27 protein-coding genes and 1 pseudogene are annotated in these 25,220 nt (G+C 69.5%); 14 read left to right on the plus strand and 14 right to left on the minus strand.

Features of this window, described 5'->3' with window-relative positions; translation table 11 throughout:
• Positions 1–5: 5 nt before the first annotated feature.
• Genes AC07OX_RS16670 through AC07OX_RS16685 form a run of 4 tightly spaced genes read left to right on the plus strand, consistent with a single transcriptional unit; the run spans position 6 to position 2,644 of the window.
• The gene (locus AC07OX_RS16670; protein WP_159273073.1) at positions 6–296 is read left to right on the plus strand and encodes a FixH family protein; all 291 of its coding nucleotides are present in this window, start codon (positions 6–8) and stop codon (positions 294–296) included.
• Positions 293–535 (plus strand): hypothetical protein, encoded by a 243-nt coding sequence (locus tag AC07OX_RS16675; RefSeq protein ID WP_062481687.1) that lies wholly within the window; start codon positions 293–295, stop codon positions 533–535. Before AC07OX_RS16670 ends, AC07OX_RS16675 begins: the two co-directional genes overlap by 4 nt.
• The gene (gene hemN / locus AC07OX_RS16680; protein ID WP_495261145.1) at positions 532–1,938 is read left to right on the plus strand and encodes an oxygen-independent coproporphyrinogen III oxidase; all 1,407 of its coding nucleotides are present in this window, start codon (positions 532–534) and stop codon (positions 1,936–1,938) included. Before AC07OX_RS16675 ends, hemN begins: the two co-directional genes overlap by 4 nt.
• Before the next feature lie 4 nt (positions 1,939–1,942).
• Entirely contained in the window at positions 1,943–2,644 is a 702-nt protein-coding gene (locus AC07OX_RS16685) for a sulfite exporter TauE/SafE family protein (protein ID WP_495261144.1), read from the plus strand.
• 21 nt (positions 2,645–2,665) lie between these two features.
• Here the strand turns inward: AC07OX_RS16685 and AC07OX_RS16690 are convergent, their stop codons facing one another.
• A complete protein-coding gene (locus tag AC07OX_RS16690) occupies positions 2,666–3,148 on the minus strand; it encodes a Rossmann-fold NAD(P)-binding domain-containing protein (RefSeq protein ID WP_495261143.1) in 483 nt (160 codons plus the stop codon).
• A 226-nt stretch (positions 3,149–3,374) separates the two neighbouring features.
• Here AC07OX_RS16690 and AC07OX_RS16695 point away from each other — a divergent pair, with 226 nt between their 5' ends.
• On the plus strand, positions 3,375–4,133 hold the full coding sequence (locus tag AC07OX_RS16695) for a Crp/Fnr family transcriptional regulator (protein WP_235926378.1): 759 nt from the start codon (positions 3,375–3,377) through the stop codon (positions 4,131–4,133).
• Positions 4,134–4,146: 13 nt separating this feature from the next.
• On the opposite strand, the gene AC07OX_RS16700 is transcribed toward AC07OX_RS16695, so the two are convergent.
• Together AC07OX_RS16700 and AC07OX_RS16705 are read right to left on the minus strand one after the other, a co-directional pair.
• Complete coding sequence (locus tag AC07OX_RS16700; RefSeq protein WP_495261142.1) at positions 4,147–6,258, minus strand: PAS domain S-box protein; 2,112 nt, start codon at positions 6,256–6,258, stop codon at positions 4,147–4,149.
• Positions 6,251–6,976, minus strand: a complete 726-nt coding sequence (locus AC07OX_RS16705) for a winged helix-turn-helix domain-containing protein (protein ID WP_070062099.1) — start codon at positions 6,974–6,976, stop codon at positions 6,251–6,253. The genes AC07OX_RS16700 and AC07OX_RS16705 overlap by 8 nt, the downstream gene beginning before the upstream one ends.
• A gap of 181 nt (positions 6,977–7,157) precedes the next feature.
• On the opposite strand from AC07OX_RS16705, the gene AC07OX_RS16710 reads away from it, so the two are divergent.
• Entirely contained in the window at positions 7,158–8,342 is a 1,185-nt protein-coding gene (locus AC07OX_RS16710) for a DesA family fatty acid desaturase (protein ID WP_307587115.1), read from the plus strand.
• A 21-nt stretch (positions 8,343–8,363) separates the two neighbouring features.
• On the opposite strand, the gene AC07OX_RS16715 is transcribed toward AC07OX_RS16710, so the two are convergent.
• Both AC07OX_RS16715 and AC07OX_RS16720 read right to left on the minus strand, forming a co-directional pair.
• The gene (locus AC07OX_RS16715) at positions 8,364–8,888 is read right to left on the minus strand and encodes an OsmC family protein (RefSeq protein WP_495261141.1); all 525 of its coding nucleotides are present in this window, start codon (positions 8,886–8,888) and stop codon (positions 8,364–8,366) included.
• Between the two features lie 119 nt (positions 8,889–9,007).
• A complete protein-coding gene (locus AC07OX_RS16720; RefSeq protein WP_495261140.1) occupies positions 9,008–9,520 on the minus strand; it encodes a universal stress protein in 513 nt (170 codons plus the stop codon).
• Between the two features lie 147 nt (positions 9,521–9,667).
• On the opposite strand from AC07OX_RS16720, the gene AC07OX_RS16725 reads away from it, so the two are divergent.
• From AC07OX_RS16725 to AC07OX_RS16740, 4 genes and pseudogenes are all read left to right on the plus strand, one after another.
• The gene (locus AC07OX_RS16725; protein ID WP_495261139.1) at positions 9,668–10,255 is read left to right on the plus strand and encodes a hemerythrin domain-containing protein; all 588 of its coding nucleotides are present in this window, start codon (positions 9,668–9,670) and stop codon (positions 10,253–10,255) included.
• A gap of 69 nt (positions 10,256–10,324) precedes the next feature.
• A pseudogene (locus AC07OX_RS16730) lies at positions 10,325–10,888 on the plus strand (HD domain-containing protein); the annotation flags it as partial.
• A 24-nt stretch (positions 10,889–10,912) separates the two neighbouring features.
• Positions 10,913–11,410 (plus strand): GNAT family N-acetyltransferase, encoded by a 498-nt coding sequence (locus AC07OX_RS16735; RefSeq protein ID WP_495261254.1) that lies wholly within the window; start codon positions 10,913–10,915, stop codon positions 11,408–11,410.
• 42 nt (positions 11,411–11,452) lie between these two features.
• Complete coding sequence (locus AC07OX_RS16740) at positions 11,453–11,881, plus strand: hypothetical protein (protein ID WP_495261138.1); 429 nt, start codon at positions 11,453–11,455, stop codon at positions 11,879–11,881.
• Between the two features lie 39 nt (positions 11,882–11,920).
• Here AC07OX_RS16740 and AC07OX_RS16745 read toward each other — a convergent pair whose 3' ends face one another.
• From AC07OX_RS16745 to AC07OX_RS16760, 4 genes are all read right to left on the minus strand, one after another.
• Positions 11,921–12,367, minus strand: coding sequence for a universal stress protein (locus AC07OX_RS16745; RefSeq protein ID WP_062479963.1), 447 nt, complete (start codon positions 12,365–12,367; stop codon positions 11,921–11,923).
• 103 nt (positions 12,368–12,470) lie between these two features.
• Positions 12,471–13,016, minus strand: a complete 546-nt coding sequence (locus tag AC07OX_RS16750) for an Rrf2 family transcriptional regulator (protein WP_062479961.1) — start codon at positions 13,014–13,016, stop codon at positions 12,471–12,473.
• A 35-nt stretch (positions 13,017–13,051) separates the two neighbouring features.
• Positions 13,052–13,750, minus strand: a complete 699-nt coding sequence (locus tag AC07OX_RS16755) for a Bax inhibitor-1/YccA family protein (protein ID WP_062479959.1) — start codon at positions 13,748–13,750, stop codon at positions 13,052–13,054.
• A 180-nt stretch (positions 13,751–13,930) separates the two neighbouring features.
• Complete coding sequence (locus AC07OX_RS16760) at positions 13,931–14,266, minus strand: hypothetical protein (protein ID WP_495261137.1); 336 nt, start codon at positions 14,264–14,266, stop codon at positions 13,931–13,933.
• 244 nt (positions 14,267–14,510) lie between these two features.
• On the opposite strand from AC07OX_RS16760, the gene ycaC reads away from it, so the two are divergent.
• The 4 genes from ycaC to AC07OX_RS16780 all read left to right on the plus strand — a co-directional run bounded on the left by ycaC (position 14,511) and on the right by AC07OX_RS16780 (position 17,839).
• Positions 14,511–15,137 (plus strand): isochorismate family cysteine hydrolase YcaC, encoded by a 627-nt coding sequence (ycaC, locus tag AC07OX_RS16765; RefSeq protein WP_062479957.1) that lies wholly within the window; start codon positions 14,511–14,513, stop codon positions 15,135–15,137.
• Positions 15,138–15,144: 7 nt separating this feature from the next.
• Positions 15,145–15,834, plus strand: a complete 690-nt coding sequence (locus AC07OX_RS16770; protein ID WP_062479955.1) for an isochorismatase family protein — start codon at positions 15,145–15,147, stop codon at positions 15,832–15,834.
• Positions 15,835–15,927: 93 nt separating this feature from the next.
• Positions 15,928–16,524 carry an NADPH-dependent FMN reductase gene (locus AC07OX_RS16775; protein ID WP_095746578.1) on the plus strand — a complete coding sequence of 199 codons (597 nt, stop codon included), beginning with the start codon at positions 15,928–15,930 and terminating at the stop codon, positions 16,522–16,524.
• 97 nt (positions 16,525–16,621) lie between these two features.
• Positions 16,622–17,839, plus strand: coding sequence for an acyl-CoA dehydrogenase family protein (locus AC07OX_RS16780; protein ID WP_062479951.1), 1,218 nt, complete (start codon positions 16,622–16,624; stop codon positions 17,837–17,839).
• A 28-nt stretch (positions 17,840–17,867) separates the two neighbouring features.
• On the opposite strand, the gene AC07OX_RS16785 is transcribed toward AC07OX_RS16780, so the two are convergent.
• The 5 genes from AC07OX_RS16785 to AC07OX_RS16805 all read right to left on the minus strand — a co-directional run bounded on the left by AC07OX_RS16785 (position 17,868) and on the right by AC07OX_RS16805 (position 24,994).
• Complete coding sequence (locus AC07OX_RS16785) at positions 17,868–19,124, minus strand: Zn-dependent hydrolase (protein WP_495261136.1); 1,257 nt, start codon at positions 19,122–19,124, stop codon at positions 17,868–17,870.
• 18 nt (positions 19,125–19,142) lie between these two features.
• Positions 19,143–20,582, minus strand: a complete 1,440-nt coding sequence (gene hydA / locus AC07OX_RS16790) for a dihydropyrimidinase (protein ID WP_495261135.1) — start codon at positions 20,580–20,582, stop codon at positions 19,143–19,145.
• Between the two features lie 26 nt (positions 20,583–20,608).
• Positions 20,609–22,114 carry an NCS1 family nucleobase:cation symporter-1 gene (locus AC07OX_RS16795; RefSeq protein ID WP_495261134.1) on the minus strand — a complete coding sequence of 502 codons (1,506 nt, stop codon included), beginning with the start codon at positions 22,112–22,114 and terminating at the stop codon, positions 20,609–20,611.
• A gap of 128 nt (positions 22,115–22,242) precedes the next feature.
• Positions 22,243–23,553 carry an NAD-dependent dihydropyrimidine dehydrogenase subunit PreA gene (gene preA, locus AC07OX_RS16800; RefSeq protein ID WP_495261133.1) on the minus strand — a complete coding sequence of 437 codons (1,311 nt, stop codon included), beginning with the start codon at positions 23,551–23,553 and terminating at the stop codon, positions 22,243–22,245.
• Positions 23,554–23,623: 70 nt separating this feature from the next.
• On the minus strand, positions 23,624–24,994 hold the full coding sequence (locus AC07OX_RS16805; protein WP_495261132.1) for an NAD(P)-dependent oxidoreductase: 1,371 nt from the start codon (positions 24,992–24,994) through the stop codon (positions 23,624–23,626).
• Positions 24,995–25,220: the final 226 nt, after the last annotated feature.

Raw genomic sequence — 25,220 nt, forward strand, 5'->3', positions numbered from 1 at the left:
TTTCCATGAACGATGCCCTGCCGATGAACGCGCCCGCGACCTCCGGCCCCTGGTGGCGTTACCCGCTGGTCTGGTTGGTGATCGCGGGGCCCGCCGCCGTGGTGCTGGCCAGCATCGCGACCGTGTGGTTGGCGCTGCGCACGCCCGAGGTGCTGGTGTCGGAGGACTACTACCGCGAAGGCATCGAGATCAACCGCACGCTGGCCGACAAGAAGCGCATGCCGGCGCAGGCCGGGCGCAACCACGCGGCGACGCCGGAGGACGATGTGCCGGTGCCTAAGAGGGCGGCCCCATGAGTGCCATGCGCCGCATCGCCGGCATCCTGTGGCCGTCGTTCCTCGTGGCCTGCGGCATGGAGGTGCTGGTGTTCGCCATGATCGACCCGATCCATTCGTACTGCGGCGCCGATGCGCTGCGCATGTCGCGCCAGGGCATCTACACCGTGTCCTTCTTCGTGTTCTGGCTGATGGCGGCGGCCTCGAGCGCGTGCACCACGCTGCTGGCGCTGCCGTCCGAGAAAGAAACTGCTTCATGAGCCTGCCCCTGGCCTGCGTTCCCGAGACCCCGTCCGTGCTGCCCGTCGAGCTGCTGCGCCGCTTCGACGTGCCCGGCCCGCGCTACACCTCGTACCCCACCGCCGACCGCTTCGTCGAGACCTTCGGCGCCGACGACTATGCGCAGGCGCTGCAGCTGCGGCGTGATGCGGACACGGTCGGCGAACCGCTGTCGCTGTATGTGCACATCCCGTTCTGCGAATCGTTGTGCTACTACTGCGCCTGCAACAAGGTCGTCACCAAGCACCGCGAACGCGGGCGGCAGTACCTCGACTACCTGGCGCGCGAAGTGGCGCTGCAGGTCGCACAGTTCGGGCCCGGTGCGCCCGTCGGCCAGCTGCACCTGGGCGGCGGCACGCCGACCTTTCTCGACGATGAGGAACTGGGCGAACTGGTGGCCCTGCTGCACCGCGCGTTCGCCTTCGTGCCGGGTGGCGAGCAGTCGATCGAGATCGATCCGCGCACCGTCGACGCGAAGCGCCTCGCGGCGCTGGCCGCGCTCGGCTTCAACCGCCTGAGCTTCGGCGTGCAGGACTTCGACCCCGCCGTGCAAGAAGCCGTGCACCGCATCCAGCCGGCGGCGCAGGTCTTCGCGCTCATGGACGCGGCGCGCGCGCTGGGTTTCAAATCGATCAACGTCGATTTGATCTACGGCCTGCCGCGCCAGAACGACGCCTCGTTCGAGCGCACGCTCGCGCAGATCCGCGAACTGCGGCCCGACCGCATCGCGCTGTATGCCTACGCCCACCTGCCGGAGCGCTTCAAGCCGCAGCGGCGCATCGCGGCCGACGAGCTGCCCGATGCGCCCACGCGCGTGCGCATGCTCGGGCGCGCGATTGCCGCGCTCAGCGAGGCCGGCTACGTCTACATCGGCATGGACCACTTCGCGCTGCCCGACGATCCGCTGGCCGTGGCCAAACGCGAAGGCCGGCTGCACCGCGACTTCCAGGGCTACAGCACGCAGCCCGACGGCGACCTCGTCGCACTCGGCGTGTCGGCCATCGGTCGCGTGGGCGCGACCTACAGCCAGAACGCGAAGACGCTGGAGGACTACTACGCGCTGCTCGACCAAGGCCGCCTGCCCGTGGTCAAGGGGCTCGCGCTGTCGGACGACGATGTGCTGCGCCGCGAGGTCATCATGGCGCTGATGTGCCGAGGGCGCGTGGACTTCGACGCGGTCGAAGCCGCGCACGGCATCGCCTTTGCGGATTACTTCGCCCCCGAGCGCGCCGCGCTGGTGCCGATGGCCGAGCAGGGGCTGGTGCGTCTGTCTCCGCGCGCCATCGAAGTCACGGAAGCCGGCTGGTTCCTCGTGCGCGCCGTGGCGATGGTGTTCGACCGCTACTGCGCTGCGACGCGCACGCGCTTTTCGCGCGTGGTTTAGGAAGATGGACTCACCCGCACTCGCCGGCGCCGCATTGCTGATGGGGCTCGCGGGCGGGCCGCACTGCGTGGCGATGTGCGGCGCGGTGTCGACCGCGGTGATCCGCATCGTGCCGGTGGGCAGGCCCGCGCAGGCCGTGCATCCCGGCGCACCGGTCGCCTTCCATCTCGGCCGCATGGCGAGCTACGCAGCCGCCGGCGCCATCGCCGCCGCGAGCCTGCACGGCCTGGGCGCGGCCAGCGCGCAGGTCGCGGCCTGGCGTCCGCTGTGGGTGATGCTGCATGTGTTCGTGCTCGCCTGGGGCGTGGTGCTCGCCATCGCGGGCCGCCAGCCGCTGTGGGCGCAGCGCGCCGGGCGCGCACTCGAAGCGCGCCTGCGGCCCATGGCCGGCGGCTCGCTGTTGGGCGTGCTGGCCACGGGCACGCTGTGGGTCGCGATGCCCTGCGGCCTGCTCTATTCGGCGCTCATGCTGGCCGCGCTGGGCAACGGGCCGCTCCAAGGTGCATCGACGATGGCGCTGTTCGCGCTCGGCAGCAGCGTGTCGTTGCTCGCCGCGCCGTGGCTGTGGCAACGCCTGCGCGGGTGGGGCGACAGCGGTACGCGCCAGGCCTGGGGCGCGCGGCTGGCGGGGGTGTTGCTGGCGGCGGTGGCACTGCAGGCGCTGTGGATGGACCTGAGCCACCGCATCGCCGACTGGTGCGGCTGAAGCGCTACCTTCGCGATCAGGTCAGGCGATGCTCTCGATCAGCAACGCCTGCAGCACGAACCGCCGGTTGTCCGCCGCCGCCGTGCGCTCGCCGAGCAGGCCCACGAGCGCGGCCGTGGGATGGCTGTCGGCCGCGGCGCCGTCGTGCACCGGAATGCCCGCGTGCTGGCCGATCTGGCGCACCAGCGCGGCATCGATGCCCTCGCAGGCGACGGCGTCGTAGAGCCGGCCGAGCATGCGCGCCGTGTGCTGCAGCTCCTGCACCGGCGTGTCGGTCGACAGGCTGGAGCGCATGGTCGCGACCTGCGCGCCCAGTTCCTCGGCGGCTTGGCGCAGCAGGGCGAGCGCGGCGCTGTCGCCGGTCTCGCTGAGCAGGCCGAGGTTCTTGCCGCGCAGCAGCCGCGGCGGCGCGGCGCCGTCGAGCGCGGCGCGCTGGAGCAGCCGGGCGCGGCCCAGCAGGCTGGCCTCTCTCTGGGGCGACAGTGCAGCGGTGGAAGGGTGCATGGCAAGGTTCGACATGTGTCTCGCGGAGGCTAGCCACCCGGGCCGCGCTCGCCTTGACGCACATCAAGGAGCGCGCCGCTGTTACACGCCGGACACAGAGCATTCACCCGACGTTACGCACCGATGCGGGCCGTTGTCACTGCGGGGCCTCGCGCTTCCTAGCATCGAGACATCGCCTGATCGCAGGCAACGCCACACAAGACAGACTGAACGCCGAGGAATCCCCATGCTCACGAGTGCCCGCCCCAACCCCATCCTCCCGCTTCGGCCCCTTCCGACGGTGCAGAAGGAAGACGCGGGCCGCCGCACGGCCGAGCGCCTGCGCCTGCTGGCCGAGCAGCTGCAACCGCAGCGCCGCATGGTGCACACGGGCGACGTGATCTACCAGGCCGGCGAACGCTTCGGCAACCTCTACATCCTGAACTCGGGTTTCTTCAAGATCGTGAACCTCTCGGCCGACGGCCGCGAGCAGGTGGTGGGCCTGAAATTCCGCGGCGACTGGCTCGGCTTCGACGGCATCGCGGGCCAGCGCTACGTGTGCGACGCGGTGGCGATGGACACGGGCGAGGTCTGGGTCGTGCCCTACGAATCGCTGTTGGCCGCCTGCACCACGCACCCCGCGCTGCTGCAGATGCTGCACGCCGCGATGAGCCGCGAGATCGCGCACGACCGCGATTCGCTGATGTCGGTGTGCACCTTGCCGGCCGACGCGCGCGTGGCCGACTTCCTGCGCTACTGGGCCGAGTCGCTGGCCGACCGCGGCATGCGCACCGACGAGATCACGCTGCGCATGACGCGCGCCGAGATCGGCAACTACCTGGGCATGACGCTCGAAAGCGTGAGCCGCGCGCTCTCGCGGCTGGCGCGCGACAAGGTCATCGGCTTTGCGACCAAGGGCCGGCGCGAGGTGCAGATTCCCGACGTGGGCGCGCTCTCGGCCTTCGTGCAGCGCTGCCTGGCGCCGGCGCCCGCGATGCTTCAGTAAGAAGAGACGTCGTTCACTCGCGCGCAGCCAACAGCGCCCGCGCCATCGCGCGTGCCAGCTCGCTGCGCGAGTAAGGCTTGCGCAGCAGCTCCCAGCCCGGAGGCGCTTCGCGGTCGGCGTCGAGCAGCTCGGCCGAGAACCCCGACATCAGCAGCACCGCCAGCCGCGGTTGGCGTTGCACCGCCTCGGCGGCCAGCCGCGTGCCGCGCATGCCGGGGCCGAGCGCGATGTCGCTCAGCAGCAAGTCGAAGGGCGTGGCTTCGGCCGCCATGGCGGGCAGGGCCTGTTCGGCATTGGCGGCGGTCGCGACCTCGCAGCCCAGCGTGGTCAGGAAGGTGTGGACCACCTGGCGCACCTCGGCGTCGTCTTCGACCAGCATCACGCGCAGGCCGGGTGCCAGCGTGGCCTCGGCTTCGATCTCCATGGCATCTTCGTCGGCAGGCGCAGCAGCGCTCGCCGCGTCGGCTTCGACCTGCGGCAGGTAGAGCGTCACGGTGGTGCCGGCGTTGAGCTTGCTGTCGATGGCGATGGCGCCGCGCGACTGCTTCACGAAGCCGTACACCGTGCTCAGGCCCAGGCCGGTGCCGCGCCCGGCTTCCTTGGTGGTGAAGAAGGGCTCGAAGAGGTGCTCCATGACCGCGTCGGTCATGCCGGTGCCGCTGTCGGCGATGGAGAGCGCGACAAAGCGGCGGCCGGCGTCGGCGTCGCTCAGTTCCTGGCGCACGGTGGCGGGCAGGGCGTCGCAGGCCTCGGCGCGAAAGTGCAGGCGCCCGCCCTCGGGCATGGCGTCGCGCGCGTTGATGGCGATGTTCAGCAGCGCCGATTCGAGCTGGCCCGGGTCGGCGCGCACGGCGGGGCAGGGGTCGTCGGCGTCGATTTCGATCTGGATGCGCTGGTCGAGCGTGCGGCGCAGCATGTCCGTGAGCGAGTGCAGCATCTGCCGCACGTCGACCGCGTCGGGCTGCAGCATCTGGCGCCGAGAGAAGGCCAGCAGCTTGCCCGTGAGTTCGGCGCCGCGTCGGCTGGCGCGCGCGGCGGCGGCCACGAGTTGTTGCGCGTAGCCGTCGGCCGCGAGCTGCGGCAGCTCTTCGAGCACCTGCAGGTTGCCCTGGATGATGGTCAGCAGGTTGTTGAAGTCGTGCGCGATGCCGCCGGTGAGCTGGCCCACGCTCTCCAGGCGCTGCGCGTGGTTCAGCGCCTCCTCGGTCTGCACGCGCTGCAGGCTGGTGGCCAGCAGGCTGGCCACCGATTCGAGAAAGCGGATTTCCTCGTCGCCGAAGCGCCGCGCGGCGGTGGCGCGCACCGACAGCATGCCGGTCACGCGGCCGCGGTCGGACAGCGGCACGGCCAGCGCGCTGACCAGCCCGGCCTCGAGGTAGGCGGGCGGCACGGTGAAGCGGCGCTCCTCGCGGTAGTCGGGCACGACGACGGGGCAGCCCTGCGAGAGCACGTAGCCGGGCTGCGTGTCGGGCCGGTTGGCGATGCGCAGGCCCACGCTCTCGTCGGCGAGCAGGCCCACGCCGCTCGCGAGGCGGAACTCGCGCTGGCTGCCGTCGAGCAGCCACACCATCGCGACCTCGACCTGCAATGCGGTCGCGACGATGTCGGGCACCTGCGCCAGCACCACCTGCAGGTCGCGCGTGTCGACCGCCAGCCGGCCCAGCTGCGCCAGGTGTTCGCTGTAGCGCGCGCGCTGCAGCGCCTGCTTCACGCGCGGGTAGGCGCCGATGTCGCGGATCGCCGCCACCACGAAGGGCAGGCCCTGGTCCTGCAGCGGGCTCAGCGCGATCTCGACCATCACCTCGCTGCCGTCCTTGCGCTTGGCGACCAGCTCCATGTCGGTGCCCATCGGGCGCGGGCGCGGCGCGCGGCCGTAGGCTTCGCGAAACGCCGCGTGGCGCGGGCGGATGCTGTCGGGCACCAGCGCTTCCACGCTCAGGCCCACGAGCTCGTCGGCCGCGTAGCCGAGCATGGCGGCGGCCGAGGGGTTGGCCAGCACGATGCGGCCCGACTGGTCCACCACCAGCAGCGAATCGGGGTAGGCGGCGAACAGCGAGCGGAACACGCTGCCTTCCTCGACGCCCGAGGGCAGGCCGGGAATCGAGGGTGCGTTGCCGTCAGCCATGGGTGACCGGCGGCACCAGGATGTAGCCCGCGCCGCGCACCGACTTGATGAGCTGCGGATCGTCGGCGTTGGCCTCGATCTTCTTGCGCAGCCGGCCGACCTGCACGTCGATCGTGCGGTCGAAGGGGGCGGCTTCGCGACCGCGCGTCTGCTCGAGCAGGAAGTCGCGCGAGAGCACGCGGCCCGGGTGCCGCGCGAAGGCGCACAGCAGGTCGAACTCGCCGGTGGTCAGCGCCACGGCCTCGCCCTGCGCGTTGCTGAGGCTGCGCGCGGCGGTGTCCAGGCGCCAGCCCGCGAAGCGCAGGCGCTCGGGCGGCGTGGGCGCGGCGGCGGCCGCCGACGCGTCGGGCGTCAGGCGCCGCAGCACGGCCTTGACGCGCGCCGCCAGCTCGCGCAGGTCGAAGGGCTTGGTCACGTAGTCGTCGGCGCCCACTTCGAGGCCCACCACCTTGTCCACCGGGTCGCCGCGGCCGGTGACGATCACGAGGCCGCAGCGCCAGTTCTCGCGCATGTGGCGGGCGATGGAAAAACCGTCTTCACCGGGCAGGCCGAGGTCCAGCAGCACGAGGTCGGCCGGGTCGGCAGCCATGAGCGAGCGCAGCGCCGCGCCGTCGTGGATCTGGGTGACGCGATAGCCGTGGCCCTGGAGGTAGTTGGCCAGCAGCAGCGTGATGTCGACCTCGTCGTCGAGCACCGCGATGTGGGGGGCAGAAGTCATGCGGGGGCTGGGAGAAAAAACGCCGGCGCCACGGGGAAGGGCGCAGGGAGCCGGGAAGCGTAGCACGCAAGGCGCGGCTGTGGCAGCGGCAGCGCCCGCTGTTGATCTGGCGCAAGGCCTGCGGGCGGGGCGCTTCCGAGAATCGCGCCCGTTGTCCACAGGGTCCAGAAGGTACGAACGAATGGCATCTTTTCTTTTTTCGGGCGCGCTCGACCTCCCGTGGTGGGGCGTGCTGCTGGCCGCGCTGGCGCTGACGCACGTCACCATCGCCTCGGTCACCATCTTCCTGCACCGCCACCAGGCGCACCGCGCGCTCGACCTGCATCCCATCGCGAGCCACTTCTTCCGCTTCTGGCTCTGGATGACCACGGGCATGGTCACCAAGCAGTGGGCCGCGGTGCACCGCAAGCACCACGCCAAGTGCGACACGCCCGACGACCCGCACAGCCCGCAGGTGGTGGGCCTGAAGCGCGTGCTCTGGGGCGGCGTGCTGCTGTACGTGGCCGAGGCGCGCAACCCCGAGACGCTCAGCCGCTATGGCCACGGCACGCCCGACGACTGGCTCGAGCGGCGGCTGTACACGCGCTACCAGACGCTGGGCATCACCTGCATGGGCCTGATCGACATGGCGCTGTTCGGCGTGCTGCCGGGCGCGCTGGTGCTGCTCGTGCAGATCGCGTGGATTCCGTTCTGGGCCGCCGGCGTGGTCAACGGCATCGGCCACTTCTGGGGCTACCGCAACTGGCCCGCGGCGGACGCGAGCACGAACATCTTTCCCATCGGCCTGCTGATCGGCGGCGAGGAGCTGCACAACAACCACCATGCGTTCCCGACCTCGGCCAAGCTGTCGAACAAGTGGTTCGAGTTCGACATCGGCTGGGTCTACATCCGCGCGCTGCAGGCGCTGGGGCTGGCGAAGGTGAAGCACCTCGCGCCGAAGCCGCGCCTCACCACGCCGCGTGCCACCGTCGACCTGCTCACGGTGCAGGCGGTGATCCGGCACCACTACGACGTGCTGTCGAACTACTCGCGCTCGCTGAAGCAGGCCTGCACCGAGGAGCTGGCCCGGGTGCATGCGCTCGCGCCGAACAAGGCCCGTGCGCTGCGCGCCGCGCGGCCCTGGCTTGGCAAGGAAGAAAAAGCGCTCGACGCCACGCGCCACGCGCAGCTCACGCAGGCGCTGGTGGCTTCGCAGGCACTGGAAACGATGTACGCCATGCGGCGCGAGCTGACGGCGCTGTGGAGCCGCTCGGGCGCCACCGGCGAACAGCTCGTGAAGCGGCTGCAGGACTGGTGCGAGCGCGCCGAAGCCAGCGGCATCGCGCCGCTGGCGGCCTTTGCGGTGCGGCTGCGTTCCTACGCCTGAGGACGGCCTTCGCGGGTGCCGTCAGGCCGGCCCGACCTGCACCGCCACCTCGAGCGGCACGGCCCGGCGCAGCGCACTGCCCACCGGGGAGTGGGCCTCGGCCCAATGCACCAGGTCGCGCAGCTCCTGCTCCGGCACGCCCTCCGCGGCGATCCGCACCGCGACGTGCATGCGGCTGGGGCCGGCGGGCACGGAGGCCGGTTCGCCGAGCAGGCCGCGGCTGTCCGACTGGCTGCCGACGACCACTTCGAGCGTCGTCAACGCGATGCCGAGCTGCGCCGCCCGCATGGCGATCACGGTCGTCTCGCAACTCGCCAGGGCGGCGCGCATGAACCAGCCGGGCGATGGCGCTTCCCCGTGGCCTCCGATGGCCTTCGGCATGTCGGTCGCGATGGATTCCCCCGTGGGCCCGGTCACGCGAAAGTGCAGGCCCGACACCAGCGTGGCCGTGGCCGGCTTGTCCTGGGTCAGGGCGTCTTGCGGATGCGTCGCGAAGTGGCTCGCGAGGGTGTCCATGGACTGCCGGATGTGCTGGGGTGAGCTCATGACGCTGCTCCTTGAAGCGGGGAACGGGCGGGCGGTTCTTGCGCGAAAGAAGCCGCGAGCGGGGCAGGCCATTCTGGGCGCGGTGCCGGGCCCCGTCAAACCGGCGGCGGGCGGCCGGCCTACTGGTTCGCGACCAACCCGTCCGGCAGGCTGAAGCGCTCGGACTCCACCTTGGCCGCGGCCTCGGGCGCGCGGATCAGCAGCACCGGCACGGGCGCCACCCGCAGGATGTGCTCTGCGCTGCTGCCCATGGCCCAGCGGCTCAGGCCGCGCCGCCCGTGCGTGCCGAGCACGATCAGGTCGGCCTTCGAGGCGATGGCTTCGGTCACCACCTGGTCGTGGACCGCGCCGGCCTTGAAGCCATCGCGCAGCACGACTTCGGCCTCGACGCCCGCTTCCTGCGCCTGGGCGCGGGCCTTCTCGAGCAGCGTCACGGCGTTGGCGCGCAGCGCCCCGAGCCAGTCGCCCGAATGGCCGACGTAGACGTCCATGCCGAGCGCGAACGAGAGCTCATCGAGGATGTGGACGATGCGCAGGCGGCCACCGGTGAGCCGGGCCAGGCGGATGGCTTCGGCCAGGCCTTCGGCGGAGGTGGAACTGCCGTCGACGGGAACCAGAATGCGTTGGTACATGGTGTGGAACCTCCAGGGTGCGTTGATGAGAAAGAGGAGATGCCATGCCAGTCTGTGCCCGGCTGCATGCACGGGCCTTGATCTGGAACAAGCCTGGGCCGCGTCGGACTTGCGACCCTTGGGGCCTTCGAAAGAAGGAGACCTTCCATGACCCATGCCGCCGTCCGGATCATTCGCCAGGAGCACGCCGCGCTGGCGGCCATGCTGCGTTCCATCGTCATGCTGCTCGACCAGCACCGCCGCAAGGGCACGATGCCCGACTTCGCGACGCTGCGCGCGATGCTGTTCTACGTGGACGAGTTTCCCGAGAAGCGTCACCACCCGAAGGAGACCGAGCTGCTCTTTCCCCGGCTGCGCGCGTGCACGCCGATCTCGCGCGACCTGATGGACAAGCTGGACAACGACCATGCCTGGGGCGAGCGCAAGATCCGCCACGTCGAGCACGCGCTGCTCGCCTTCGAGATGCTCGGCGAGCCGCGCCGCCTGGCCTTCGAACAGGCGATGAACGAGTACGTGAGCTTCTACCTGGAGCACATGGCGCACGAGGAACGCGAGATCCTGCCGCTGGCCGAGCGCGTGCTCAGCGCCGACGACTGGCGCGAGCTCGACGCGGCCTTCAGCGAGAACCGCGACCTGTTTTCCAATCACCCCGCGCCCGACGAGGTGTATGCGTCGCTCTTCACGCGCATCGTCAACGCGGTGCCCGCGCCGATCGGGCTGGGGCCGGCGCTGTAGGCAACGACGGCCTGCGTCCGGATCGCGTAGGCTCGGCCTGACACCCTTCAGGACGAACGAGACGGCGAGATGGACATCGATCAGATCAGGGGAAGGCTGGACTTCCTTCGCGAGGCCGAGCGCCTCAAGAGCGTGCTGCGCAGCGCGCACACGGCCTCGGGCCGCACAGAGAGCACGGCCGAGCACAGCTGGCGCCTGTGCCTCATGGCCATGGCCTTCGAGGACGAGCTGGCCGACCTGGACCTGCTCAAGGTGCTGAAGATGTGCGTGGTGCACGACCTGGGCGAGGCGATCCACGGCGACATTCCTGCCATCGTGCAAGGCGCGCATCCCGACAAGAGCGCACAGGAGCGCGAAGACCTGCAGGTGCTCACGCGCACGCTCGACGCGCCGCTGCGCGCGGGCATCCTGGCGCTGTGGGACGAGTACGAAAAGGCCGAGACGCCCGAAGCGCAGGCGGTCAAGGCGCTCGACAAGCTCGAGACCCTGCTGCAGCACAACCAGGGCGCAAACCCGCCGGACTTCGACTACGAATTCAACCTCGGCTACGGCCAGAAGCACACCGGAAGCCGGCCGCTGTTCCGTGCCATGCGGGCGTTGGTGGATGCCGACACGCAGAAGAAGGTGGAGGCCGCGCGGCGGACGGAGGCGGGGCCGGTGGTTCGCTCTGAGCAACCGGGCGACGAGGCCGCCATCCGGCAATTGACGGTGGCGGCGTTTGCGGAGGCACCGCATGCCGACGGCACCGAACACCTCATCGTCGACGCCTTGCGCGCGGCCGGGCAGCTCACGCTGTCGCTCGTGGCCGAAGACGGTGGCGAGATCGTCGGCCACGTCGCGGTGTCGCCGGTGGCCGTTTCCGACGGCACGGCCGGCTGGCATGGCCTGGGGCCGATCTCGGTGGCGCCTGCGCGCCAGGGGCAGGGCATCGGCCGGCGGCTGATGGACGCGGCGCTGGCGGGCCTGCGCGACGCTGGCGCGCAAGGCTGCGTGCTGCTGGGCGACCCGGCCTTCTATGGCCGCTTCGGCTTCGTCGTGCGGCCCGGGCTGGTGCTGCCGGGCGTGCCGCCGGAATACTTTCAGGCCGTGTTGTTCCACGGCGCGTGGCCGGTCGGCGACGTGCGGTACCACGCAGCGTTCGGCGTCGGTGCCTGACGCACGGACCGGGGGCGCAAGGCGTTCATAATCGCCCCCGTCATGCCTGCCCGCCACCTGCCTTCGGACACTGCCCATGCGCCGCGCGTGAAGCGCGCGCAGACCTCGGTGTCCGCGCGTTCCGCGACCCCCGAACCACCCCGCCGCCGCATCCATGACGGCAGCGCCTCCCGCAGCCTGGCGGGTTTCAGCGCGATGGAGAGCAGCCCCCCGGCCCGCGCGCCGTCGGCGGCGCGCCCGCGCAACTGGCGCACGACCCTGCTGGGTGTGGCGCTCGGGCTGGTGATCGCGATGTTGTTGCTCATGAAGTGGCTGCTCGACTACCAGGTCGGGGCCGCCGAAGCGCGCCACGCGCAGGAAGCCCAGGCGCGCACGCAGGCCGCGCGCTGCTTCGGCCGCGATGCCGGGCCGTCGTGCCCGCCGGCCGGCCGCACGGTGGTCGAGACCGTCGAGTCCGCCGCGACCAGATAACCCCCGCGCACCGCGTGCGCGGTGCCCCATTCGTTCAGTTCAGCGCAGCACCAGCACCGGAATGTGCGAATGCGTCAGCACGTGCAGCGTCTCGCTGCCCAGCAGCAGCCGTGCGAGGCTGCGGCGCCCGTGCGAGGCCATCACGATCAGGTCGCAGTCCTGGTTCTTGGCGGCGTGGATGATGGCTTCGGCCACCTGGTTCGACTTCATGACCACCGCGTCGGCGCGGCGCACGCCCTTGGCCAAGGCGGTGTCGCGCACCGCATCGGCCACGCGCTGGGCCGCCTGCTCGACGTGTTTCTGGTTGGCCTCGAAATCCGTCTGGTTCAGCAGCATCGAGCCTTCGAAGTAGCCATAGGGCTGGATGTGCGCGACGTTGACGCTCACCAGCTCGGCGCCGGTCAGCAACGCGAGGTCGATGGCCGCGGCCACCGCCTTGTCCGACAGCGAAGAGCCGTCGGTTGCGACGAGAACACGCTTGTACATGGCAGGCTCCTTGGCCCCCGGCACCGCGGGTGCCCTCACTGCCCAGTCTAGGTCGCGCGGCCCGGTCTTTCAAGGCGCGGCGCAGCGGCCGCGCCGATCGCCGTCAGCTGCTCGTGCTGTGGCGCCGGCCCAGTGCGAACACCGAGTTCGGCGCGTCGACCACGAAGGGCTTGCGCACCGGCGAGCCGACGACGGCCGTCGTGCGGCGCGCGGCCGCGCTGGTGGCGGGCTGCACGCCCTTGGCCTTCTGTTCGTCGACCAGGCTCTGCAGCGAGATCGAGCGCAGGAACTCCACGGCGCGCAGGTTCACGGAGGCCCAGAGGTCGTCGATCTCGCAGCGGCCGGGTTCGTCGGCCGAGCCGGCGGCGCGCGGGCGGATCTTGCTGGCGCCCAGGTCCTCGATAGTGAGCACGATGTCGGCCACCGTGATTTCCGCGGCCTTGCGGCTGAGCGAGTAGCCGCCGCCGGGGCCGCGGGTGGATTCGACCAGCCCGTTGCGGCGCAGCTTGGCGAACAGCAGTTCCAGGTACGACAGCGAGACCTGCTGGCGCAGGCTGATCGAGGCCAGCGTGACGGGGCCCGAGCGGCCGTGCAGGGCGATGTCGATCATCGCGGTGACCGCGAAGCGGCCCTTGGTGGTGAGGCGCATGGTGTTTCCTTCCTTGCTTGTCGTTCTGTGTGCGCTTACTCGTCGCGGCCGCCGGCGATGCCCAGCAGGGCCAGCAGCGACTGGAACACGTTGTAGAGGCTCAGGTACACGCCCAGCGTGGCCGAGATGTAGTTGGTTTCCAGGCCGTCCTTCACGCGCTTCAGGTCGTGCAGGATGAAGGCCGAGAAGATGCCGATGGCGGCGACCGACAGCGTCATCATCAGCGCGCTTGACTGGATGAAGACGTTGGCGATGCCCACCACGAGCAGGCCGATGGCGCCCACGAAGAGCCACTTGCCCATGGCCGAGATGTCGCGCTTGATGACCGTCGAGAGCATGGCCATGCCCAGGAAGATGCCGCCGGTGCCGGCGAAGGCGGTCATCACCAGGCTGGCGCCGTTGGACAGGCCGAGCACGCTGCCGACCAGGCGCGACAGCATCAGGCCCATGAAGAAGGTGAAGGCCAGCAGCACGGGCACGCCGGCGGCGGAGTTCTTGGTCTTCTCGATGGCGTACATGAAGCCGAAGGCGCCGCCGAGGAACACCATGATGCCGATGCCCGGCGACATGGCGCGCGTGAGGCCGGTGGCCACGCCGAGCCAGGCGCCCAGCACGGTGGGCACCATCGACAGCGCGAGCAGCCAGTAGGTGTTGCGCAGAACGCGGTTGCGTTCCTGGACCGAGGCCAACGGTGCGCCGAAGCTGGAGGGGTAGGCCGATTGGCTGGAGTTCATCGAAAAATCCTGAAAAAAGAGAGAAGGCCGGACGGGTCGCATGACACGTGCGGCGGGGCCGTCGAACGGCTGAAAAGAAGGGGCAGGGGCGTCGCGCTAAACAGGCGACGGGCCGGATCGGATGAGCGCAAACGCCCGGACTGTTTCAGTCCTCAGGCGTTCGCTCGCCGCCGCGCGGCCTCAGGCGGCGAGGAGGGTGTGGGGCCGGGGTGGCCGCTTGGGCCGGTCGAGTAGCGGCGAGAGCACCGAGGTGGAGCCCAGCCGCGGCGGTTGCGCGGAGAGCACCAGCAGGTTGCGTGCGTGGGGACGCGCATCGACCAGTTCGGCGTGCTCGGAGCCCGCTTCGTCCATGGCGGACGGGTCTTCGGACGATGTCTTGCCGATGTCCTTGTCGCCGCCATCGGCCAGCGAGGCGGCGAGCGTCGCGACGGTCTGGCGTTCGCCGGACGACGACGTCACATGGTGGCCGCCGACCAGCCCGTGCGCGAGCACGGCGAAGCCGTAGCAGGACAGCATGAAAGCGAGGACGGTAGCGGCAAACCAGCGGGACATGTAGGGGTATTTTACCCGCCGCCACGGATCGGCTCCGGCGGGCGCGAATTCATCCGACCTGCGCGCACGGGTGTTGCCATCGTCCATCGGGTGGAACGCTGCAGGCAAATTTCGCCGACTACCGGACTTCCGGGTGCGCTTTTACGCTGACGGACATGCATCGGGGGCCATTTTTCCCCGGCATTCAACCTCACAAAGGAAGCCTCTCATGTCCAAGCCCTACACCCGTCTCGACAAGAACGATGTCGCCGTGCTGCTGGTCGACCACCAGACCGGCCTGCTCTCGCTGGTGCGCGACATCGACCCCGACAAGTTCAAGAACAACGTGCTGGCCCTGGCCGACATCGCCAGCTACTTCAAGCTGCCCACGGTGCTGACCACCAGCTTCGAGAACGGCCCCAACGGCCCGCTGGTGCCCGAGCTGAAGGCCCAGTTTCCCGACGCGCCCTACATCCCGCGCCCCGGCCAGATCAACGCCTGGGACAACGAGGATTTCGTCAAGGCCGTGAAGGCCACGGGCAAGAAGCAACTGCTGATCGCCGGCGTGGTCACCGAGGTCTGCGTGGCCTTCCCGGCGCTGTCGGCGCTGGCCGAGGGCTTCGACGTGTTCGTGGTCACCGATGCGTCGGGCACCTTCAACGACGTGACGCGCCAGGCCGCGTGGGACCGCATGTCGGCCGCCGGCGCGCAGCTGATGTCCTGGTTCGGCGTGGCCTGCGAACTGCACCGCGACTGGCGCAACGACATCGAGGGGCTGGGCACGCTGTTCTCCAACCACATCCCCGACTACCGCAACCTCATCACCAGCTACACCCAGCTGACCCAAGGAAAGTGAGCACCCCATGACCACACCGAACACCGTCGCCAACTTCAACGGCGCCAAGCCCGTCATCGACCCCGACGACGCCGTGATGCTGCTCATCGACCATCAGAGCGGCCTGTTCCAGACCGTGAAGGACATGCCGATGACCGAGCTGCGCTCCAACGTCACCACGCTGGCCAAGGTCGCGACGCTGGCGAAGATTCCGGTCATCACCACCGCCTCGGTGCCGCAGGGCCCGAACGGCCCGCTGATTCCCGAAGTGCACAAGTACGCGCCGCATGCGCAGTACGTGGCGCGCAAGGGCGAGATCAACGCCTGGGACAACCCCGAGTTCGTGGCCGCCGTGAAGGCCACCGGGCGCGGCACGCTGATCATCGCGGGCACCATCACCAGCGTGTGCATGGCCTTCCCGAGCATCGCGGCGGTGCATGAGGGCTACCGCGTGTTCGCGGTGATCGACGCCTCGGGCACCTACTCGAAGATGGCGCAGGAGATCACGCTGGCGCGCGTGGTGCAAGCTGGCGTGGTGCCGATCGACACCGCGGGCGTGTGCTCCGAAGTGCAGAAGACCTGGCACCGCGACGATGCCGCGCAATGGGCCGAGGCCTACAGCGCCGTGTTCCCGCCCTACCAGCTGCTGATCGAGAGCTACATGAAGGCGCAGGAGGTCGTGACGAACAGCGAGCAGCTGGATTCGCAGCGCGCCTGATCCCCTCGATGCGACACTGACGAAAGCCGCGCCGCACGCGAAACGTGCGGCGCGGCTTTCCTTCTTCTTTCAACGCACGGCAAGGAGCCCCGCATGGACAGTCCCCGCATCCTGATCATTCCCGGCAGCGCCCGCGACGGCTCGCTCAACCGCCGGCTGGCGGCCGTGGCCGCGGCCACCGCGCGCGCGGCGGGCCTGCAGGTGACGGAGATGGACCTGCGCGCGCTGGCGCTGCCCGTGTACGACGGCGACCTCGAGGCCGCCTCGGGCGTGCCGGCCGGCGCGCACGAACTGCGCAGCGCCATCGCGGCGAGCGACGGCGTGCTGATCGTCACGCCCGAGTACAACGGCTTTCCCACGCCGCTGGTCATCAACGCCTTCAGCTGGCTCTCGCGCATTCCGCCGGGCGAGGGCCATGCGGGCGGGCTGGCCGCCACGGCCAACAAGCCGGCCGCGCTGCTGTCGGCCTCGCCCGGGCCGCTGGGCGCGCTGCGCTCGATGAACTTCCTGCGCCAGTACCTGCAGATGGCCTTCGCCATGCTGGTGGCGCCGCAGCAGTTCGCGCTCGGGCGCGCGAACGAGGCCTTCGAGGCCGACGGCACGCTGAAGGACGCGCGCGCCGCGCAGTCGGTGCAGAAGGTGGTGGCGGCGCTGGCCGCGCTCGCGACCGCGTTGCCCACGCCACGTTGACCTGCCCAGGGCGGCGTTCGTGCTGTCGCGCGAACGACCGTCCCGATCCGCATCGCGACGTATCTTCGACCGCACATTGGAAGAAGGACGAGACGACATGCAATTCGAATTCACGCCCCGGGTGCTCGCGCTGCGCGCCGAGCTGCTCAAGTTCATGGACGAGCACGTCTACCCGAACGAGAAGCGCCGCGAGGAAGAGCTGGCCGCCAACGCCCGCGCCGGCCGCCCGTATGCCGAGCTGCCGATGATGGCCGGCCTGAAGGCCAAGGCGCGCGAGCGCGGCCTGTGGAACCTGTTCCTGCCCGAGTCGGAACACGGCCCGGGCCTGACGAACGTCGAGTACGCGCCGCTGTGCGAGATCATGGGCCGGCGCTACTGGTGCGCGGAAATCTTCAACTGCTCCGCGCCCGACACCGGCAACATGGAAGTGCTGGCGCGCTACGGCACGAAGGCACAGCAGGAACGCTGGCTCACGCCGCTGCTGGCCGGCGAGATCCGCTCGTCGTTCGCCATGACCGAGCCCGAGGTGGCCTCCAGCGACGCCACCAACATCCGCTGCAGCATCCGCCGCGAGGGCGACGAGTACGTCATCAACGGGCGCAAGTGGTACATCACCGGCGCCATGAACGAGCGCTGCGAGATCTTCGTGCTGATGGGCAAGACCGACCCCGACAACGCCGACCGCCACAAGCAGCAGTCGATGGTGCTGGTACCGAAAAACACGCCGGGCATCACCATCGTGCGCGACATGCAGCTGCTGGGCATGTACGACCCGCCCTTCGGCCATCCCGAGATCGTGTTCGACAACGTGCGCGTGCCGGTCGAGAACATCCTGCTGGGCGAGGGCCGCGGCTTCGAGATCGCGCAAGGCCGCCTCGGCCCGGGCCGCATCCACCACTGCATGCGCGCCATCGGCATGGCCGAAGCCGCGCTGGAGATGATGTGCCAGCGCCTGGTATCGCGTGTCGCCTTCCACAAGCCGCTGTCGGAGCAGGGCGTGTGGCGCGAGCGCATTGCCGAGTCGCGCATGCTCATCGAGCAGTCGCGCTGGATGGTGCTGAATGCGGCCTACCGCATGGACACCGTGGGCAACAAGGTCGCGGCGAAAGAGATCGCGATGATCAAGGTGCTCACGCCCAACAACTGCGTGAAGGTGATCGACTGGGCCATGCAGGCCTTCGGCGCGATGGGCCTGAGCCAGGACACGCTGCTCACGCACTTCTACGCCTACGAGCGCCACCTGCGCGTGGCCGACGGCCCCGACGAGGTGCACCGCAACGCGATCGCCAAGCAGGAGCTGGCGGCGTACCAGTAGCGGCAGCGCCGCCGCGAGCGTATGGGCGTCAGTCCACGCGCTTCGCGCGTTCGAGCATGGCGTGCAGAAGTACGTTGCAGCCGGCCGTCAGGTGGTCGGGCTGCGCGTCCTCGATCTCGTTGTGACTGATGCCGTCCTTGCAGGGCACGAAGATCATGCCGGCCGGTGCGAGCCGCGCGGCATAGATCGCGTCGTGGCCCGCGCCCGACACCACGTCCATGGTCGAGTAGCCGAGCCGTTCGGTCGCGCGGCGCACCGCGTCCACGCAATCGGGGTGAAACGGGCAGGGTGGAAAGTACGACACGCGCTCGATCGTCACGCCCAACCCGGTCTCGCGCCCCGTGCGTTCGACGAAGGCGAGGATCTCGCCGTGCATGCGGTCGAGCAGTTCGCCGCTCACGTTGCGCAGGTCGATCGAGAACTTCACCTCGCCCGGAATCACGTTGCGGCTGTTCGGGTGCACCTGCACCATGCCGACCGTGCCGCGCCCGTAGGGCGGGTAGCGCAGCCCGATGGCCACCACCTCCTGCATGATCCGCGTCGCCACCTGCAGCGCATCGCGGCGCAGGTGCATCGGCGTGGGGCCCGCATGCGCCTCCATGCCGGTGACGACGCAGTCGTACCACGAGAGGCCGAGCACCGCCGGCACCACGCCGATGACCTTGTCCGCATCTTCCAGCACCGGCCCTTGCTCGATGTGCGCCTCGAAGTAGGCGCCGATGGGGTGGTCGCCCGGCGTCTGGTCGCCGATGTAGCCGATGCGTTCCAGCTCCTCTTGCACCGTCTTGCCTTCGGTGTCCTTGGCCGCATAGGCGTGTTCCAGGCTGAAGGCGCCGCAGAACACGCCCGAGCCCATCATCACCGGCACGAAGCGCGAGCCTTCCTCATTCGTCCAGAACGCGACCTCGATGGGCGCCTCGGTGCGAATGCCCTGGTCGTTCAGCGTGCGCACCACTTCCAGCGCCGACAGCACGCCGTAGTTGCCGTCGAACTTGCCGCCGGTGGGCTGCGTGTCGATGTGGCTGCCCGACACGATGGGCGGCAGCGCGGGGTTGGTGCCTTCGCGGCGCATGAAGACGTTGCCGATCTTGTCGACCGTGATGCTCAGGCCGGCCGCCTTGCCCCACGACACCACGAGGTCGCGGCCCTGCTTGTCGAGGTCGGTCAGCGCCAGCCGCTTGACGCCGCCCTTGGGGGTGGCGCCGATGCGCGCCAGTTTCATCAGCGAGTTCCACAGGCGCTCGCCGTTGATCGTCAGCACCTGTGTGTCCACTGCTGCATTCATGTATGACTCCTTGGGGGTTCAGCGCGCCACGGCCGTGGGCGCGTGCTGCTGCTTGAAACGTTCGAGCGCGGTGAACATCGGCGCGAAGGCTGGGCGCTTCAGATAGCGGCCGGTGCCCGGCTCGGCGCGCAGGTCGCCGTTGCGGTAGACCCAGCGGCCGGCGGCCACGGTGTGGCGCGGCACGCCCGTGACTTCGCGGCCCTCGAAGATGTTGAAGTCGCTCTTCGAATGCTGCGTCTTCACCGACAGCGTCTTGGTGGCTTTCGGGTCCCAGACCACGATGTCGGCGTCGGCACCGGGCTGGATCACGCCCTTGCGCGGGTACAGGTTGAACAGCTGCGCCGCGTTGGTCGAGGTGACGCGCACGAACTCCGAGGGCGTGAGGCGGCCGGCGTTGACGCCAGCGTCCCACAGCACGGCCATGCGCTCTTCGACGCCGCCGCAGCCGTTGGGAATTTTCGTGAAGTCGTTGCGGCCCGCGGCCTTCTGCTCGGCGCAGAAGGTGCAGTGGTCGGTGGCGGTGGTGTGCAGGTTGCCGCCCTGCAGGCCGCGCCACAGCATGGCCTGGTTCTCGCGCGAGCGGAAGGGCGGGCTCATCACGTGGGCGGCGGCGCGCGCGAAGTCGGGGTCGCGGTAGGCGCTCTCGTCGACCACGAGGTGACCGGCCAGCACCTCGCCGTACACGCGCTGGCCGCGCGCGCGGGCGCGGGCGATGGCGTCGAGCGCTTCGCCGCACGAGACGTGCACCACGTAGATCGGCACGCCCAGCACGTCGGCGATGGCGATGGCGCGGTTGGCGGCTTCGGCCTCGACCATCGGCGGGCGCGACAGCGGATGGCCTTCAGGCCCGCGAATGCCCTGCGCCAGCAGTTGCTGCTGCAGCATCGCGACCAGCTCGCCGTTCTCCGCATGCACCGTCGGCATGGCGCCGAGTTCCAGCGAGCGCTGGAAGCTCTTCACCAGGATCTCGTCGTCGGCCATGATCGCGTTCTTGTAGGCCATGAAGTGCTTGAAGCTGTTCACGCCATGCTCATGCACCAGCGTGCCCATGTCCTTGTGCACGCTGTCGTTCCACCAGGTCACGGCCACGTGAAAGCTGTAGTCGCCGGCCGACTTCTCGGCCCAGCCGCGCCACATGCGAAAGGCGTCCATCAGCGACTGCTGCGGGTCGGGAATCACGAAGTCGATGATGCTGGTGGTGCCGCCGGCCAGGCCGGCCGCCGTGCCGCTGAAGAAGTCGTCGGCCGCCACGGTGCCCATGAAGGGCAGCTGCATGTGGGTGTGCGGGTCGATGCCGCCGGGCATGACGTAGGCGCCGCCGGCGTCGATCACCTCGGTGCCGGCCGGCACCTGCAGGTCGGTGCCGACCTGGAGGATCTTGTCCCCCTGGCAGAGCACGTCGGCACGGTGCTCGGCATCGGCGTTGACCACCGTGCCACCGCGAATGAGAACGGTCATGGCGAGGGTTCCTTTTCTTTCTTGCTTCAGCTGGGGTTCTTGAGGGGCGGCGTCATGCCCTGAAGCTGCGGCGCGCGCGCCTTCATCAGCCCCATGTAGACCACGGCCGACAGCACCACGCCGACGAACCAGGCGTAGGTGTAGATCGTCTTGAAGAACTCGGGCATCGACGGCACGGCCGACGGAAAGGCCGCGTTCAGAAAGCCCGGGATGTTCGGCAGCACGCCGACGACGAAAGCGACGATGGCCGCCATGTTCCAGCCGTTGCCGTAGCTGTAGGCGCTGGTCTCGCGGTAGAGCGCATCGACGTCCAGCTCCTTGCGGCGAATCAGGTAGTAGTCGGCAATCAGGATGCCCGCCACCGGCCCCAGCAGCGCCGAGTAGCCGATGAGCCAGGTGAAGATGTAGCCCTGCGTGGTCTCCAACACCTTCCACGGCATCATCACGATGGCGATGCCGGCGGTGATGTAGCCGCCCGTGCGGTACGAGATCTTCTTCGGGTTGAGGGCCGAGAAATCGTAGGCCGGGCCCACGAGGTTGGCCGCCAGGTTCACGCTCACGGTGTCGATCAGCAGGATGATGAGCGCGAGCAGCACCGCGGCGCCGGTCATGCGGCTGGCCAGGTCCACCGGGTCCCACAGCGCCTTGCCGTAGATGACCACAGTGGCCGAGGTGACCATCACGGCCATCATCGCGAGCAGGCCCATGGGTGCGGGCAGGCCGATCACCTGGCCCACCACCTGGTCGCGCTGCGAGCGCGAGAAGCGCGTGAAATCGGGGATGTTCAGGGCCAGCGTGGCCCAGAAGCCCACCATGGCCGTGAGCGATGGCCAGAACACCGCCCAGAACATGCCGGCCTTCTTGCCCCCGGCTTCGAACTGCGAAGGCTGGTCGAAGATCGGGCCCAGGCCGCCCGCGCGCTGCACGGCCCAGTAGAGCAGCGCGACGCACACGATGATCTTGAGCGGCGCGGTGTAGGTTTCGAGACGGCGGATCGACTCGATGCCGTGCACCACGAAGTACAGCTGGATGGCCCAGAAGATCAGGAAGCACACGAGCTGCGCGCCGTTGATGCCGAGCATCGGCAGCTTGTCGCCGCCCAGCGGCTGGCCCATGAGCACGCCGACGAGCGTGTAGATCATCTGGCCGCCGAACCAGGTCTGGATGCCGTACCAGCCGCAGGCCACGATGGCGCGTAGCAGGGCAGGCAGCCGCGCCCCGCGCGTGCCGAACGAGGCGCGCGCCATCACCGCGTAGGGAATGCCGTACTTGGCGCCCGCGTGCCCGATGAGCAGCATCGGCACCAGCACGATGGCGTTGCCGAGGAACACGGTCAGCACCGCCTGCCCCCACGACATGCCGCCTTCGATCAGGCTGGCCGCCAGCATGTAGGCGGGGATGCACATCACCATGCCCACCCAGAGCGCGGCGAAGTGGTACCAGCGCCACGTTCGCTGCGCCAGCGTGGTGGGCGCCAGGTCCTCGTTCCAGAGGTTTGCGGCGGGTGCGCCGCCGTGCTGTGGGGTCGTCATGTGGGTTTTCTCCTGCACGTGTGTCGTGCTTCTGGCCGTGTGGTCGTTCCCCTCCCGCCGCCGCCCGGTCTGCGCCGGGCTTGGTCATTCACTTGCTCACTCACTCACTCGCTTGTTCGATATCCCGTTCAGGCGGGGCTGCCGGTGCGCATCGGGTTGTTGGGGTGCGTGGTCCAGTTGGCGTAGTGGCCGACCACCGGGTGGCCGGTGCGCGCGTCCGTCTCACCGGCCTTCAGCGTGCGCATCGACAGCGCGCCGGGCACCGGGCAGATCGACACGCACAGGTTGCAGCCGACGCACTCTGCTTCCTTCACCTCGAAGAAGCGCATGCCGTCCTTGGTCGCGCTGATGGCCTGGTGCGAGGTGTCTTCGCACACCACGTGACAGCGGCCGCACTGGATGCACAGGTCCTGGTGGATCACGGCCTTGTCGACGTGGTTCAGGTTGAGCTGCTGCCAGTCGGTGATGCTGCCGACCGCACGGCCGCGCAGTTGTTCCAGGTTGGCGTAGCCCTTCTGGTCCATGAAGTTGGAGAGGCCGTCGCACAGGTCCTGCACGATCTTGAAGCCGTAGACCATGGCGGCGGTGCACACCTGCACCGAGCCGCTGCCCAGCGCGATGAACTCGGCCGCATCGCGCCAGGTCGAGACACCGCCGATGCCCGAGATCGGCAGGCCGGCGGTCTGCGGGTCGCGCGCGATCTCGGCCACCATGTGCAGCGCGATGGGCTTGGCGCCGGGGCCGCAGTAGCCGCCGTGCGAGCCCTTGCCGTCGGTGTGCGGAAACATCGCCATCGCATCCAGGTCGACGCCCATGATCGAGTTGATGGTGTTGATGAGGCTCACCGCATCGGCGCCGCCTTTCTTGGCGGCGCGCGCCGCGGGGCGGATGTCGGCCACGTTGGGCGTGAGCTTCACGATCACCGGCAGCTTCGAGTAGTGCTTGCACCATTCGGCCACCATCTGGATGTACTCGGGCACCTGGCCCACGGCCGCGCCCATGCCGCGCTCGCTCATGCCGTGCGGGCAGCCGAAGTTCAGCTCGATGCCGTCGCAGCCGGTGTCCTCGACCATGGGTAGGATGTTCTTCCAGGCCTCTTCGGTGCACGGCACCATGATCGACGCCACCAGCGCGCGGTCGGGCCAGTTGCGCTTCACGCGGGCCATCTCTTCGAGGTTGGTGCGCAGCGGCCGGTCGGAGATCAGCTCGATGTTGTTGAAGCCCGTCACGCGGCGGTCGGCCGCGTACGACACGGCGTAGCGCGGGCCGTGCACGTTGACGACGTTCGGGTCTTCGCCCACGGTCTTCCAGACCACGCCGCCCCAGCCGGCCTCGAAGGCGCGGACCACGTTGATCTCCTTGTCGGTCGGCGGTGCCGAGGCCAGCCAGAAGGGGTTGGGGCTGCGGATGCCCACGAAGTCGATGCTCAGGTCTGCCATGTGAGTTGCTCCTGTCGCGCCACGGCGCGCTCGGATGAGAGGTGAGAAAGGAAGAGCGGGCGCTGTCGTGTCACGCAGCGCGCAGGTGGCGGTCGATGGACAGCGCGGCCTGCTTGCCGTCTTCCACCGCCTCGACCGTGAGGTCGCGCCCGCCGAAGCGCGCGTCGCCGCCGGCCCAGACCTTCGGGAGCGAGCTGCGGCACTCGGCATCGGTGCTGATGCGCCCGCCCTGCAGCTGCACGCCGCTGTCTTCCAGCGCGGTTGCGACAAAGCTCTGGCCGATGGCGCACAGCACCATGTCGGCCTGCAGCGCGAGCGCTTCGCCGGTCTCGACCAGCTTGCCGTCGACCAGCGCGGTGCGCGCGAAGTCGATGCCGCGCAGCACGCCGCCCTTGGCGCGCAGGGCCTTGGGCGCGGCCCAGTGGATGATGCGCACGCCGTTCTCCTTGGCCCAGCTCTGCTCGTCGACCGAGGCACCCATGGCCTCGGCGCCGCGCCGGTAGACGATGCTCACGTCTTCCGCGCCGAGCTTGCGCGACTGCACGGCCGCATCCACGGCGGTCATGCCGCCGCCGATCACCACCACATGGCGGCCGATGGCCACGTCGGCCGGCGATGCGGCCTGGCGCAGTTCGGCGATGAAGTCCACCGCATCGCGCACGCCGGTCTGCTCGCCCAGGCCCAGCGTGTTCACGCCGGCCAGGCCCAGGCCCAGGAACACCGCGTCGTAGTCGGCGGCGAGTGCAGCCAGGTGCAGGTCGCGGCCCAGTGCCTGGTTGTTGCGCACCTCGATGCCGCCGACCGACAGCAGCCACTCGATCTCGCGCTGCGCGAAGTCGTCCACCGTCTTGTAGCTGGCCAGGCCGTATTCGTTCAGGCCGCCGAGCTTGGGGCGCGCGTCGAACAGCGTCACCTGGTGGCCCAGCACCGCGAGGCGGTGCGCGCAGGCCAGGCCGGCCGGGCCCGCGCCGACGACGGCAATGCGCTTGCCGGTGTCGGCGGCGCGCACGAACAGCGGCGCGCCGGGCGCGTCGAAGAAGGCATCGGTCGCGTGGCGCTGCAGCAGGCCGATCTCGACCGGCTTGCTCTCGTTGCTGTTGCGCACGCAGGCCTGCTCGCACAGCACCTCGGTCGGGCACACGCGGGCGCACATGCCGCCCAGCGGGTTCTCTTCGAGGATGGTGCGCGCGGCGCCGCGCAGGTTGCCGTCGGCGATGCGGCGGATGAAGGTCGGGATGTCGATGCCCGTGGGGCAAGCCGTCTGGCAGGGCGCGTCGAAACAGTAGTAGCAGCGCTCGGCCTCGATGTTGGCCTGCACCACGTTCAGCGGCGGGTGGGCGTCGCAGAAGTTCTTGGCGTACTGCGCGGGGTCGAGACGGCCGGCGCGCACATCGGAGGCAATGTGCGCGCTGGGCGCGACGGGATTCATCGTGCTGCTCATGGGCTTTCAAGCTCCAGGTCGTGGTGGGGTAACCGTGTGCGACATGAGAGATCGAGCCCTCATGAAGTTTGACCAAGTGGTCGAATGTCGCGATGATTCAGCAAACGAGGGGTGCCGCCCATACACAGTTGGCGCGGCGCACGAGAAAGTGTTTGCCGCTACCGACCATGCTGTTTGGTGCACTCCCCAGCACAGTTGCCCAGGGCAAACCCTGTCCAGACAGGCC

The sequence above is a fragment of the Variovorax sp. GW821-FHT09D07 genome (assembly GCF_059416345.1).